Raw genomic sequence first — 13856 nt, 5'->3', positions numbered from 1 at the left:
AGTCCAGGCGCCCGGGGCCGGGCACCTGGACCCGGGGGTCAGGCGGCCGCGATCCAGAGCACGGCTCCGTCGCGCCAGCCGAGACCGGCCGTGCCCTCGGGGATCGGCTCCTCGTGACGCGGGCGGACGACGCGCATCCGCTTTCCGGCGAGCTCGACGATGTAGACGATGTCCGCACCGCGGTAGACGTGCGTGACGACTTCGACGCTCACGGGAGCATCGCTGCCCACGACGGGCGACAGCCGCAGATCCTCCTGGCGCAGCACGACCTCGCCGGCACCATCAGGGCCGGCACCGGTCAGGGGAACCTGGATCGCGGTGCCGTCCAGGGTGGCGACGGCACCGGCGCGCGTCGCGGGGAGCAGGTTCGCCGCACCGATGAAGTCGGCCGCGAACGGGGTGCGCGGGGCGCCGTAGAGCTCGGCGGGTGCGCCCTCCTGCTCGATCACGCCGGCGTTCATGAGCACGATCCGGTCGGAGAGGCTCATGGCCTCCTCCTGGTCGTGCGTGACGAACACCGTGGTCAGGCCGAGCGTGCGGTGCAGCTCCTTCAGCTCGACCTGCATGTCTTCACGCAGCCGGGCGTCGAGGTTCGAGAGCGGCTCGTCGAGCAGCAGCACACGCGGCTCGAAGGCGATGGCGCGGGCGAGCGCGACGCGCTGCTGCTGACCGCCGGAGAGCTGCGCCGGCATCCGATCGGCGAGGTGTCCCATCTGCACCCGCTCGAGTGCGCGCACGGCGAGTTCCTTCTGCTCCGTCTTGGACTTCTCACCCGACATGCGCAGGCCGAAGCGCACGTTCTCGACCACGCTCATGTGCGGGAAGAGCGCGTAGCTCTGGAACATCATGCCCAGGTGGCGCTTCTCGGGCGGGAGCTTGGTGACATCCTGCCCGGCGATCTCGATGGTGCCGCCGCTGGGCGACTCCAACCCCGCGATGCAGCGGAGGAGCGTCGTCTTCCCGCACCCGGACGGGCCGAGCAGAGAGACGAACTCCCCCGACTGCATCGAGAGGTCGATGCCCTTGAGCACCGACGTCCCTTTGAAATCCTTGGTGAGTGAGGTGATGGTGAGTGTTGTCATCAGACGAACAACCTTCCCAGGCCGATGATGCGTTCGAGCACGATCATGAGGACGACGGTGAGCAGGACCATCAGGGTCGAGACAGCCGCCACGGTGGGCGACGTGCTGAACTCCAGCTGGCCGTAGATGGCGATGGGGAGCGTCTCGAGCTGCGGGGTGCGCAGGAAGAGGGCGATGACCGCATCGTCGAAGGAGATGTTGAAGGCGAAGAAGGCACCGGCGGCGATGCCGGGTCGGGCGATGGGGAGCACGACCAGGCGGTAGCGGTTCCAGGCGCTGGCGCCCAGCGTGCGGGCCGCCTCCTCGGTGAAATGGTCGGCCCTGGTCATGACACCCGTGACGGTGCGCATGACATAGGGGATCGCGATGACCACGTGGATCGCGATCAGCACGCCGACGTTCGGTGCCCCGATCGTGAGGGACGAGATCGACAGTGCGCCGATCGCGAGGATGATGGTGGGGATCGTCAGCGGCGACATCAGCAGCCCCTGGATCGCCGCCCCGCCCGGAACCTTGAACCGGGTGAGGGCGAGGGCGGCGGCAGTGCCGATGGAGGCGGCGACGATCGCGACCGTGATGCCCACCAGCAGGCTCAGCCGGAACGGCTCCAGGTAGGTGTCGGAGGTGAGCGCCTCGACGTACCAGTCGAGCGTGAACCCCTGGCCGGGGAATGTCAGGAAGCGGTTCTCGCCCACCGATGCACCGGCGACGACCATGAGAGGGACGAGCATGTACAGCGTGACGACGACGCCGAGGACGATGGCGAGGACTCTGCCGAGGATCGGAACGGAACGGACCATGGTCACACCTTCTGCTTCCCGAGTCGGGACGTCGCTGCCAGCACGAGCATGACGCCGGCGAACAGCAGGACGGCCTGCGCGGCCGCGAACGACCAGTCCAGATTGGTGGTCGCGTCGACGTAGATCGTCTGGGCGAACACCGGGATCTGCGCCCCGCCGATGAAGCGGGGGGTGATGAACGAGCTCACCGACAGGACGAAGACCAGCGAGGCTCCGGCGACGATGCCGGGGACCGCGAGGGGGAGGACGACGTGCCGGAGGGTGCGCCAGAAGCCGGCGCCGAGCGTGCGGGATGCCTCCTCCAGCTGCGGAGTGATGCCGGAGATGACGCCGAGGACGCTCAAGACCGCGAACGGCAGGAGCACCTGCACCATCGCGATCACGACACCGGTCTCGGTGCCGAGGAAGCCCTGGGTGCCGCCGACGAGGAACTCGGCGCCGGGGATCTTCATCAGGAGGCCGGACGGGCCCATGAGCACGACCCATCCGAACGTGCGGACGACGACGCTGGTCATGAGCGGCAGGATCACCACGATGAGGAGGAAGGAGCGCACCTTCGATCCGGCGCGCGCCATCACATAGGACAGCGGGATGGCCAGGACGAGGGTGATCACCGTCTGGATCACCCCCAGGCGGAGCGAACGCAGCGCCGCCTGGAGGTGATATTCACTCGTGAACAACCGGGTGAAGTTGTCGAGGGTGAACCCGCCTGCCGACGATTGCACGCTCATGAGGAGCATGCCAGCCACCGGGGTGATGAAGGCGAGCGCGAGCAGCACGATCGCCGGCAGGAGCAGGAGCCAGGGCTCCCTACGGGTTCGGACGCTCATTTGGTGATCAGCGCATTCCACTCGTCGGTCCAGGACTGCCGGTCGGCGGCGATGTCGCCGGGCGCGTAGACCACCACGTTGTCCAGCTCGTCACCGGTCAGCACTGCATCCGCCGCGTCGCCCGAGAGCTCGGCCTTGGTGTTCACCGGGGAGTACCGCATGTTCTCCGCGAAGACGGTCTGCGCTTCGGGGCGCAGCTCGAAGTCGATGAAGAGCTTGGCGAGCTCCGGGTTGTCCCGGCCTTCGACCACGTTCGCGGTGATGAGGGATGCCGTGGCACCCTCCTCCGGAACGATGAACTCCACCGGAAGACCTGCGTCCTGCAGCGTGCCGGCATAGTCCATCGCGTAAGGGGCGATCCACGTCGCGCGCTGGGCGAACGCGGTCTGCAGGTCGGGCGAGGTGGGGACGACGATCGCGTCACCGGACGACGCCAGCGCGCCGAGGTCCGCGATCGCCTGGGACGGGTCGTCGATACCGCCGCCGAGCGCGTCGGCGACACGGAGCATCGAGAGCACGCCGTACGTGTTCGAGAAGTCCGTGAGCGCGACGTGCCCTGCGTAGGCCTCGTCGAACAGGTCCAACCACGAGGTGGGAGCGGGGGCGTCCGCCTCGGTGTTGTAGACGAGTCCGATCGGGGCGAGCTGGATGACGGGTCCTTCGCCGCGCTCGAGACCTGCCGTGGCGAGGTCGATGAGGTCACCGGACTCCGACAGCTCATCGGCCGCGATCGGCGCGATGAGTCCGTCCTGGGCCGCGGTGAACTCCTGGCCGCCGGAGAAGTGCACGACGTCGATCTGCGGGCTCGCCTTCTGGGCGGTGACCTGCGCGAGGGCGTCGGCGCTGTACAGCGTGATCAGCTCGACCTTCGCGCCGGTCTCCTCCTCGAAGGGATCGACGACGGCCTCGATGAAGGCCTTCTCCCAGTCGCCGCCGAACGAGGTGACGACGATGGTCTCGCCGGCGAACTCCTTGTCGCCGCTTGCTGCGGAGTCGTCACCGGCTGAACAGCTGGCGAGGACGAGGGCACCGGCGGCGACGAGCGCTCCGGTCGTGAGAATTCTTCGGGTATTCATGCACTGCTCCTTCGGGATGGGTCCAGCACGGAATGGACGCCTAGACCAGGCGTCCGATGGTGAGCTGCTTCGCTCCGTCGATGCGGATCGCTGCGCTCTCCTTGGCGAATTCCGCCAGTCCTTCGGTGATGCCGCCCCAGATGTTGACGGGTGTCCATCCGAGCGGGCCGAGAGTACGTGCACCACGATCGTAGAAGACTCCGATCTCGTACCACTCGAACGGCAGGCCGCCCATCTGCATCGGACGCTGCCAGTACCACTGCAGATCTCCCGGTGCGGGCACGACCTGCTGGTTCTCGAACGGCACCTTCTCGGGGTCGAAGTTCTGCGCCTCTTCGGGCAGTCCGACCATGACCTCGGGTCCGGCGTACATCGCGTGCATCGCCTGCATGGTGACCGGCTTCTCCAGCGCACCCCACATGGCCTCGCAGGTGCGAGGGGCGAGGTCCTCGAACAGGGTGGCGACGGCGCGGACGCCGTTCTCGTACTCGAGGAAGACCTGCTTGGTCATCGTGTTCCTTTCTTCACAGCGGCGTGTTCCGCTGCTCGTTCACGGGCGGCCGAGACGAACGCCGCGAACAGCGGGAGCTCCTCTGCGGCCTCGACGGGGTCGATCATCTTCTCGGGGTGCCACTGCACCGCCCAGAAGGGCCAGTCGCCGTCGGCCTCGACGGCTTCGACGATGCCGTCCGGTGCCCACGCGACAGGGCGCAGGCCGGGTGCGGGGATGTCGACGGACTGATGGTGGATGGTGTTCACGACACGGTCGCGGACGCCGTACAGGGCGGCGAGCCGGCTGTCCTCCGCGAACGAGACGGGATGCCGGGCCGAGAGCTGCTCATCTGCACCGCGCACGGGGTGGTGGTCTGCGGTCGACGGGATGTCGACGATGAGCGAGCCGCCGAACGCGATGTTGCTGACCTGCAGTCCGCGGCAGATCGCCAGCACGGGAAGACCGCGCTCGCGTGCTCCGAGTGCGAGTGCGATCTCGAACGCGTCGCGGGCCGGGTCGTACGTCTTCTCGGGCTGCGGCTCGGCGCCGTAGCGAGCAGGATGCACGTCTTCGCCGCCGGAGAGCACGAGTCCGTCCAGGCGGTCGAGCACCTCGTCGACACCGGCGGTCGGCGGCAGCAGCACGACGGCTGCGCCGGCGGCCTCGATGGGAGCGGAGTACTCGGTGCCCAGACTGTGCGCCGGTCGTCCGGTGCCCAGGTCGGTGTCGATGAAACGGCGCCACGTGGTGATGCCGACGAAAGGACGCGTCATGAGAGGGCGATCCAGGTGGTCTTCAGATCGGTGAACTTCTCCATGGCGTGCAGGCTCTTGTCGCGGCCGAAGCCGGAGCCCTTGACGCCGCCGAAGGGGATCGTCATGTCGCCTTCCTCGAAGCAGTTGACCCACACGATGCCGACGCGGAGTCGACGCGAGAGGGTGTGGACGGCGTTGAGGTCGTTGCTCCAGAGCGCTGCGGCCAGCCCGAACTCGGTACCGTTGGCGATCGCGAGTGCGTCCTCCACGTCGTCGTAGGCGATGACCGAGAGCACGGGGCCGAAGACCTCGCGCTGGGCGACTTCGTGCGCAGGGGTGACGCCGAGCACGACCGGGGCGAAGTAGCTGCCGCCGTCGACAGCGGAGAACCGCTCCGCGCTGCCGGCGGCGAGCACGCCGCCTTCGGCCTGGGCGCGTTCCACGAATCCGGCGATCCCCGCGAGCTGCTTCTCGCTCACGATCGCACCCATCGAGGTGCGGACATCGAACGGGTCGGCGGGAAGGCTGTTCCTCGCGACGTCGGCGGCGATCTCCAGCGCTCGCTCATGCTGCGAACGCGGCACGAGCAGGCGGGAGGATGCCGTGCACATCTGGCCCTGGTTGTAGAAGCAGCCGTCGGCCGTGGCGCGCACGGCATTCTCCAGGTCGGCATCCGGCAGCACCAGGCTCGCGGTCTTGCCGCCGAGCTCGGGCCAGACGCGCTTGCCGTTGGATGCTGCGGAGTATCCGAGGAACCGGCGACCCACTTCGGGCGAACCCGTGAAGGTCACGACGTCGACGTCGGGGTGCTCGCCGAGCGCACGGCCGGCGATGTGTCCGGCGCCAGGGGTGACGTTGAGTACGCCGGCGGGGATGCCGGCTTCGTGGGCGAGCTCCGCGAGGCGCAATGCCGAGAACGTGGTGTGCTCGGCCGGCTTGAGCACGACGCTGTTGCCGACCGCGAGAGCGGGGGCGAGCTTCCAGGCGGTCATCGTCAGGGGGAAGTTCCAGGGCACCACCGCCGCAACGACGCCGGCCGGCTCGCGGGTGACGAGCGCCAGGCTGTCCGGTGCGGTGACGGGCATCTCATCGAGGACCTTGTCGACCGCCTCGCCGTACCAGCGGAAGCAGTTCACGACCGCGCGCAGCTCGGTCTGCAGCGCCTCACGGACGGGCTTGCCCATCTCGAGCGAGATGGTGAGGGCGAGCTCCTCGGCGTTGTCGTGGATCTTCTGGGCGAAGGCGATGAGCAGCTGGCCGCGCTCGCGGGGCGCGATACGCGACCACGCACCGGAGTCGAAGGTGCGACGTGCGGAGCGCACGGCCCGGTCGACGTCTGCATCCGATGCCGCAGCGATTTCGGGGAGGATCCGTCCGTCGCGCGGGCTCGTGGGGGTGAGGGGTTCGCCCGAACCGGCCTCCCATGCGCCGTCGATGAACATGCGGGTGCGCAGGCGCAGGGTCGCAGCGCGATCCGCCCAGTCGTCTCCAGTTGCCGTGAACACGGTCGTCCTCTCCAGGGGTGAAGGCCCTGGAGAGATAGTCGCCCTATTTCGCCATGAGGTCAAGCTCTAGCGAACGATCTCGCCATTTCTTTACACGCTCGTAACAGAATCGGCCTACAGGCGAATCGCCCCCGTCGGCATGTCGATCGCCAGCGCTTCGGGTGCCTCGTCCACGATGAGCGACCCGCGCAGCACCGGGGTGATGACCACGAGCGACTCGACGACCTCGAGGCCGTCGTGCCCCGCCACCGCGGGCCCGGTGAGGAATCGGTAGAACTCGTCGGCGTCCTTCACGAGCACGTTCGCGAGCAGCTGCGAGGTTCCGGTGGTCGCCGCGATGAACTTCACCTCGGGGGCGGCCGCCAGCGCCGTGCCCACCTTCTCCAGGCGATCCATCGGCACGCGCAACCACACCAGGGCCTCCAGACCCAGGCCGAACAGGCTCGGCACGACCTCGGTGCGAGGGTGCATCAGACCGCGGCGGTTCAGCGACTCCATGCGTCGGCGCGTGGTCGTGACGTTCAGGCCGAGGGCGCGCGCGAGCTGGGCCACCGGCATCCGTCCGTCCTTCAGCAGCAGCTTGATGAGCGCTTCCTCGTCGTCGCTCAGCGCATCGGCGGGGTCGACCTCCGACCCCGATGACTCGTCGAGCATGCGTGCCTGCTCGTCGGTCAGCACCCCGGCGCGCCAGTCGTGGCCGGAGCGGAAGAACTTCAGCACCGTCGTCACGTTGATCGACGCGATGCCCTCCAGCTCGGGGAAGTCGGTGAACAGCAACTCGCGGATCGACGCGTCATCGCGCGGCAGCAGCATCCCGGCGATGTCGCTGCTGCCCTCCAGCACCGAGACGGAGGAGGCATCCGATCGGCGGGCGAGGGTGCGGGCCACGTACCAGAGGGCCTGCGGCTCGGTCGTGATGCGGAAGAGCACGGCGCGGGCGTGCAGCACGCGGGCGGGATCCACGTAGGTGGAGACACGCACCAGTCCGCGATCGAGCAGCCGCTGGCCCCGGCGGGCCACGGTGCGCTCGGGCAGATCGACCACGCGGCCGATCTCGCCCCACGAGGCGCGCCCGTTCACCTGCAGGGCCGCAGCGACGATCCGATCGGTCTCGTCGGCCATCACATCGTTCGCGGGCACGGGGTTCTCCTTAGACGGGACGGACTCGGTGGAAGGTTATCCCAGTACGGCAGGTGGTCGCCCTCCGTGCCGTGCTCTCGTCATCCGCCGAGAGGCATCTCAGCGCGGGTCGACCACGAGGGTGAGATGCGGAACCGTGTCTGCGATCGCGCCGCCGTAGAGGTCAAGCGGTGTCGCCGGCCCGGGTCAGATGTCGGTGAAGTCGTTGCCGACGCCTCGGAGACCGGTCACGACGTCACCGGTGATCTGGAGCTCGATGTACTCCACCCCGACTTCACCCGGATGGACGAGCGACTGCGTGTCGGGAACCTCTCGCATACCGATGCTCAGGTAATCGGCGACACCGTCGCCGTCCTCATCCCACACGTCCGCTGCGCCGGCGGCCATCGCCTCAGCACGGGTCGAACCGATGCCGATGCCCTCCGGGGTGCGGAACATCGTGCCGGGAGCATCCGCCGAGATCTGCACCCAGAGGAGGTCCTGATCGACGATCACCCACGCGCCGCCCCAGTCGAATCGGGAGTTCACGCCGCCGTAGGGGGCATCGACGGTCCCTTCTTCCGGTGCCGACCCGTACGCGTCCGTGAGAAGAGCGACAGCACCATCCGGGTCGCGGTAGGTGATCGCGGCGCCACCGTCGATCGAGAGACCGTCGACCGAGACCTCGATGATGCGGTCCGTCGGAGTGGGAGTGGGTGTGGGCGTCGGGGAGGGCGTTCGCGACACCGTCGGTGAGGGTGACGCGGCGCCGTCGGGGTTGCTCGCCGGGGTGCAGGCTGCCAGCGAGAGGCCGATCATCGCGGCAGTGGCCGACAGGAGGGCGAGGCGAACGCGACGGTGCATGGCACGAGCATAGGGGTAAGGAAGACACGGCCGATCTCGCGCACACGGACGAACTCGACATCGTTATCGACGGGAGATCTGCGTCGGCCGTCGGGCGGTCGTGAGGGCTGCCGACGCGCAGGGCGCCGCCGAGGCCGAAGCCTCGACGGCGCCCTCGTGGACGGATGCCGACGACTACTCGGCGCCCGCCTGCGTGTGCTGGCGGCGGCGGCGCATCGCGAACAGGCCGAGGCCCAGCGCGAGCAGCACCACGGCGGCGATCACGTACGGCGTGCTGTCGGCTCCCGTCGTGGCGAGGTCGTCATCGGTCGAGCCTCCCGTGTTGCCGCCCGGGGTCTCGTTGCCCCCGGTGGATGCCGCGGTGACGGTGATCGAGGCGGTGACCTCGGTGCCGTCGGTGCGGATCGCGGCGAGCGTGTGCGCGCCGACCGGGGTGTTCGCGGGAATCGTCAGCGTGCGGCTGAAGACACCGTTCGCGTCGGTCGTGACCGTGCCCAGATCGACCGGCTCGGACCGCAGCTCGAATCGCAGCGCGGCGTCGGCGGCGAAACCGCTTCCGGACACCGTGACCGTGCCGCCGGCCGTGACGGACGCCGCGCCCAGTTCGATCTCGGCGGGAACCTCGGGCTCCGGGGTCACGGGCGGCGTGACGCCCTTCTCGGTGACCCATTTCTCACCGGCGTCCGACTTGGTCACCGTGAAGGTGTCGTAGACGGCACCGACGGGCAGGTCGGTCGTGGAGTTCTCGGTCTTCTCGGCGAGGTACGAGCGATACACCAGCTGGTTCCCCGACACGTCGATCACCTGGTAGGTCGTGACGCCCTGGCCGCGCAGCACCTGGGTGGCGCCGTTGTTGGTCCAGACGTTCTTCTCCGGAGTCTCGAGGTCGTAGTGCTTCGCGCCCGAGTTGGACACCACGTAGACCGGTCCGGTCGTGAGGCCGGGGGTGTCGGTGGCGTCGGTGTTCACGTAGCCGCGGGCGTAGGTGTGGTCGTGGCCCATGAGCACCAGGTCGATGTCGTTGCGCTGGAAGATCGGCAGCCAGTCGGCGCGCAGCACCGGCTCGTCGCGACCCTCGGATGCGGAGAACACCGGCTGGTGGAACGTGACGACGTTCCACTTCGACGGGCTGTTCTGCAGGAGCAGGTCGAGCCAGGCGCCCTGGAAGCGGGTCCACAGCACGTCGATCTGGTTCGCGGGGCATTCCGCTCCGGTGCAGGACGGGAGTCCGGCCGGCGTGAGGAACGTCTTGTCGCGGGTCGCGTTCAGCGTGATGAAGCGCACGTCCTGGTAGTCGGTGTAGTACGCGGTCTCCGCGGCGAACGAGCTCCAGTGGTCGAAGAACGCGCGGTACTGCTGCGCGACCTCGGAGTCGCCCTTCGCGAGATCGGCCAGTTCGCCGACCGAACTGCTGGACGGGTTGTTGTGCGGGTACTCGAACGCGGCCTTCCACGCCGTGAGCAGCTTGTCACCGGAGTACTCGTGGTTGCCGGGCGCCGCCATCACGTTGGTGCGGACCGCGGAGTCCTTCATGCCCTTGAACCAGTTCAACCACTCGTTCTCGTTGCTCGAGGTGTTGATCAGGTCGCCCGCGTGCACGGAACCGATCGACCGAGGAGCGTTCGCCTCGGCCTGCTTCACGACGCTCGGCCATGTGGTGTCGAGGCCGATCTGCGCGTCGCCGTAGTAGATGAACTGGAAGTCCGTGGCCTTCGGGTCGGCGGTGCGGAACTGGTACCAGTCGCTCCAGCTGCCGGGCAGGCCGACACGGTAGCGGTACTCGGTGGCCGGCGTGAGGCTCGTGACCGTCGCCGAGAAGTGCTTGTTCGGGTTGCCGTTCACGACGCCCGCGTCGTAGGCGTCGACCGTGCGCGTGTCACCACCCGCGGCCGGAGCGATCTCGACCTGGCCGATCGTGTGCGAGGCGTCACCGGCGAGCCAGGTGAACGACTGCGAGATCTCGGGGTTCTCGGTCGGGGTGAGGATGACGCGGGTCGGCGCCGCGACGACCGGGGTGCCGGGGTCGGACGCTTCGATCAGCGTCAGCGACGACATGTCGAAGTAGATGTCGGAGCTGGACTCGCGGTCCTGGAACAGTGAGACGGCGATCGTGTTCGTGCCGTCGTGCAGCAGTTCGCCTTCGGCGCTGAACGAGCTGGTGAGGGGGTCGCCGTTGGAGTCGCCGGCGTACTCGACGTTCTGGGTGTCGGTGATCCGGCCGTCGACGTAGCGGGCGACCTCGGTGCCGTTGATCCAGACGATGATCGCGTCGTCGTACGTGATGGTGCTCTGCAGCGCGGCGACCTGCTCGGCCACGCCCGCCTCGAGCTCGAACGTCGTGCGGAAGAAGTACGTCGGCACCGTGGGGGCCTTGGTGCCGTCGAGGTAGTGGTTGAGGAGCGTCTTCGGCGTCTGCGGACCGACCGCGCCGAGCTTGCCGTTCTTCGCGCCGAAGGAGCCGGGCGCCGTCTTCCAGGTGCTGTCGTCGTAGGCCGGGAGGGTCCAGTCGCGCAGAGCCGCGGGCGCAGGCGACGGGTCGGTGCCGTCATCCAGGTAGTGCCAGGCGGTGTCGCCGGAGATCAACGAACCGGTCGGCACCTCGGGATCAGGTGCCGCGAGGGCCGCGGGGGCGACGACGGCGCCGCCGAGCAGGGCGAGGAGCGCGACGGACGTGAGTCCGTGACGACGCCACCGCACCGCAGGGGTGGGGGAGGTCATGTGAGTCCTTCGTGGGGGTGGGGGTTTCCGTGCTCAGCCGCACGGGGCCCCTTCAGCCCATCGAAGAGGGATGACCACGGGTTGACCTCCGGGCAACCGGGAGATGAACGGATGCCGCGGCACCCGCCGGCGTCGGCTGGACGAGGTCGCGGGATGCGGGTCGGCCGAGCAGTCCTGATCGCCCGTCGCTAGCCTGGGGGCATGAGCTACACCGGAGACTCGATCGATGCCCGTGTCCAGGCCGTCGAGGCGCACTTCCGCGCCCGCCAGACCCGGCTGTTCCTCGGGTTCGCGCTGGTCGAAGGGCCCGTGCTGCTGATCCTCGCGGTCGCGATCTACGGCTTCGAGGTGATCGACCCCGACTTCGGTCTCTGGCTGCTCGTCGCGGTCGCCCTGGTCGGCGGGTTCCTGATGAGCGCGCTCCTGGTGCGTCAGATGCAGGCGCGCACGCAGGCCGTCGCCCAGGCCAAGGGCGAGAACCCGCTGTTCTGAACCGATCCGGCGGTCATGCCGAGCGCTCGAGCGGGTGGTTCTCCAGCTTGCCGACGACTCCGCCGGTGACGAGACGCTGGGCGGAGGTGTGCGGCTTGCGTGTGGCCTGGTCCACGACGCCGTCGCCGAACTCGCGCGCGAGCTGCAGGCGGGGGTATGCGGCCAGCACCTCCCGCAGGAAGGGTGCGGGGAGGACGTCGGCCCGCGCGCCGGAGATGTCGAGCGCAGTGCCGATCTCGAGCAGGTAGCCCTCGACATCCATCGCAGGATCGACGGACGGCCAGTTGTGCCGGATGATGACGTCGAGCGCACGCCGGCTGCGATCCGTCTCCCACCCCGCGCCGGCCGTGAGCGCCACGGCGACGTGTCCACCCGCCTCTTCGTAAGACAGGTTCACGTTGTCGAACTCGGGCACGATGCCGATGTCGTGCAGCATCGCCGAGACGTACAGGAGCTCGTGATCGATGTCGCCCCGGTCTTCGACGACGGCGAAGGCCTCCGCCCACAGCCACGACCTCACCACATGGTTCTGCATCGACTCGGAGTGGTACTGCGCCGCCAGGGCTCGCGCCCCGCGGGCTGCGGGGGTGGCGGGCGGCGCGAATGTGCTCAGCTGCATGATGGGCATCACACTACCTGCGCGACCCCGCCCGGTACGCTGGAACCCATGCTCAACATGGCTGACGGCCTCGCCCGTCTCGGTGCGCTCGCCGAGAATCCGGTCGTCCGCACCCTGGCGACGGCCTTCGCTGATGCCGGGTTCGACCTCGCCGTCGTCGGCGGTCCGGTGCGCGATGCGCTGCTCGGGCGCGAGACGCACGACCTCGATTTCACGACGAGCGCCTCGCCCGACGAGATCCTCACGATCGTGAAGCCGATCGCCACCGCGCACTGGGACATCGGGCGTGCGTTCGGCACCATCGGCGCCCGCGTGCAGGGCGAGCAGGTCGAGATCACCACCTACCGTGCCGACAGCTACGACGGCGTGACCCGCAAGCCGACCGTCGAGTTCGGCGACTCGATCGAGGGCGACCTCGGGCGACGCGACTTCACGGTCAACTCGATGGCGCTGCAGGTTCCGTCGGTCAAGCTCGTGGATCCGACCGGTGGCGTGGAAGACCTCATCGCCGGCATCCTGCGCACTCCTGCCGACCCTCGTATCTCGTTCGGTGACGACCCGCTGCGCATGCTGCGCGCCGCCCGTTTCAGCGCTCAACTCGGATTCCGGGTCGAGGACGCCACGGCCGACGCGATCACCGAACTGCGCGAGACCCTGAAGATCGTCAGCCCCGAGCGCATCCAATCGGAACTCGTGCGCCTCATGCAGAGCGACGACCCGGTGCGCGGCATCCGCGTGCTGGTCGACAGCGGCCTGATCGAGGAGTTCCTTCCCGAGGTCAGCGCCCTACGGCTCGAGGTCGATGAGCACCACCACCACAAGGACGTCTACGAGCACTCGCTCACCGTGCTGAGCCAGGCGATCGAGCTGGAGCAGGCGCGCAATCCGGGTGCGGAGCCCGACGTGGCGCTGCGGATCGCCGCGCTGCTGCACGACATCGGCAAGCCCCGCACGCGCAAGCTCGAGGACGGCGGCATCGTCACGTTCCATCACCACGACGTGGTGGGTTCGCGGATGGCCCGCAAGCGGATGCAGGCCCTGCGCTTCGACACCGCGACGACGAATGCCGTCGCCACCCTCATCGAGCTGCACCTGCGCTTCTTCGGCTACGCGGAGGGCGCATGGACGGATGCCGCCGTGCGCCGCTACGTGCGCGACGCGGGTGACCAGCTCGAACGGCTGCACATCCTCACGCGCGCCGACGTGACCACGCGCAACAAGCGCAAGGCCGCGCGCCTCGCCGGGGCCTACGACGACATCGAGTCGCGGATCGCGGCGCTGCGCGAGCAGGAGGAGCTCGACTCCATCCGGCCGGAGCTCGACGGCAACCGCATCCAGCAGGTGCTGGGCATCACTCCGGGCCGCGAGGTGGGAGAGGCGTACAAGTTCCTCCTCGAGCTGCGCCTCGACGAGGGTGTGCTCGGGCCCGAGGCCGCCGAAGAGCGCCTGCGCGCCTGGTGGGCCGCGCGCGATTGAGTCCGCGCGGCGTCGGAGCTCGACCCC

Annotated in this window: 13 protein-coding genes; 2 read left to right on the top strand and 11 right to left on the bottom strand. The window is 68.7% G+C overall.

What is annotated here, in order from left to right:
- Window positions 1–38: 38 nt before the first annotated feature.
- From FB560_RS16310 to FB560_RS16265, 10 genes are all read right to left on the bottom strand, one after another.
- Window positions 39–1082 (bottom strand): ABC transporter ATP-binding protein, encoded by a 1044-nt coding sequence (locus tag FB560_RS16310; RefSeq protein ID WP_141873564.1) that lies wholly within the window; start codon window positions 1080–1082, stop codon window positions 39–41.
- Window positions 1082–1882 (bottom strand): ABC transporter permease, encoded by an 801-nt coding sequence (locus FB560_RS16305; RefSeq protein WP_031205837.1) that lies wholly within the window; start codon window positions 1880–1882, stop codon window positions 1082–1084. Before FB560_RS16305 ends, FB560_RS16310 begins: the two co-directional genes overlap by 1 nt.
- A gap of 2 nt (window positions 1883–1884) precedes the next feature.
- Window positions 1885–2712 (bottom strand): ABC transporter permease, encoded by an 828-nt coding sequence (locus tag FB560_RS16300; RefSeq protein WP_141873563.1) that lies wholly within the window; start codon window positions 2710–2712, stop codon window positions 1885–1887.
- Window positions 2709–3788 (bottom strand): extracellular solute-binding protein, encoded by a 1080-nt coding sequence (locus FB560_RS16295; RefSeq protein WP_141873562.1) that lies wholly within the window; start codon window positions 3786–3788, stop codon window positions 2709–2711. Before FB560_RS16295 ends, FB560_RS16300 begins: the two co-directional genes overlap by 4 nt.
- Window positions 3789–3828: 40 nt before the next feature.
- Entirely contained in the window at window positions 3829–4299 is a 471-nt protein-coding gene (locus FB560_RS16290) for a DUF3830 family protein (protein WP_017829890.1), read from the bottom strand.
- Entirely contained in the window at window positions 4296–5054 is a 759-nt protein-coding gene (locus tag FB560_RS16285) for a gamma-glutamyl-gamma-aminobutyrate hydrolase family protein (protein ID WP_141873561.1), read from the bottom strand. The genes FB560_RS16290 and FB560_RS16285 overlap by 4 nt, the downstream gene beginning before the upstream one ends.
- Entirely contained in the window at window positions 5051–6541 is a 1491-nt protein-coding gene (locus FB560_RS16280) for an aldehyde dehydrogenase family protein (RefSeq protein WP_141873560.1), read from the bottom strand. The genes FB560_RS16285 and FB560_RS16280 overlap by 4 nt, the downstream gene beginning before the upstream one ends.
- A gap of 114 nt (window positions 6542–6655) precedes the next feature.
- Window positions 6656–7681 carry an Lrp/AsnC family transcriptional regulator gene (locus FB560_RS16275; RefSeq protein ID WP_141873559.1) on the bottom strand — a complete coding sequence of 342 codons (1026 nt, stop codon included), beginning with the start codon at window positions 7679–7681 and terminating at the stop codon, window positions 6656–6658.
- 186 nt (window positions 7682–7867) lie between these two features.
- Window positions 7868–8524 (bottom strand): hypothetical protein, encoded by a 657-nt coding sequence (locus FB560_RS16270; RefSeq protein WP_141873558.1) that lies wholly within the window; start codon window positions 8522–8524, stop codon window positions 7868–7870.
- Between the two features lie 174 nt (window positions 8525–8698).
- Complete coding sequence (locus tag FB560_RS16265) at window positions 8699–11242, bottom strand: purple acid phosphatase family protein (RefSeq protein WP_141873557.1); 2544 nt, start codon at window positions 11240–11242, stop codon at window positions 8699–8701.
- Between the two features lie 201 nt (window positions 11243–11443).
- Here FB560_RS16265 and FB560_RS16260 point away from each other — a divergent pair, with 201 nt between their 5' ends.
- Window positions 11444–11734 (top strand): hypothetical protein, encoded by a 291-nt coding sequence (locus tag FB560_RS16260; RefSeq protein ID WP_141873556.1) that lies wholly within the window; start codon window positions 11444–11446, stop codon window positions 11732–11734.
- A 13-nt stretch (window positions 11735–11747) separates the two neighbouring features.
- Here the strand turns inward: FB560_RS16260 and FB560_RS16255 are convergent, their stop codons facing one another.
- On the bottom strand, window positions 11748–12362 hold the full coding sequence (locus FB560_RS16255; protein ID WP_325058565.1) for an HD domain-containing protein: 615 nt from the start codon (window positions 12360–12362) through the stop codon (window positions 11748–11750).
- A gap of 39 nt (window positions 12363–12401) precedes the next feature.
- On the opposite strand from FB560_RS16255, the gene FB560_RS16250 reads away from it, so the two are divergent.
- Window positions 12402–13829: a CCA tRNA nucleotidyltransferase gene (locus FB560_RS16250; protein WP_141873555.1), complete on the top strand. Its 1428-nt coding sequence runs from the start codon at window positions 12402–12404 to the stop codon at window positions 13827–13829.
- Window positions 13830–13856 lie beyond the last annotated feature (27 nt).

It is taken from the genome of Microbacterium saperdae, from assembly GCF_006716345.1.
GTDB lineage: Bacteria > Actinomycetota > Actinomycetes > Actinomycetales > Microbacteriaceae > Microbacterium > Microbacterium saperdae.
This window is presented reverse-complemented; position numbering and strand designations above follow the sequence as displayed.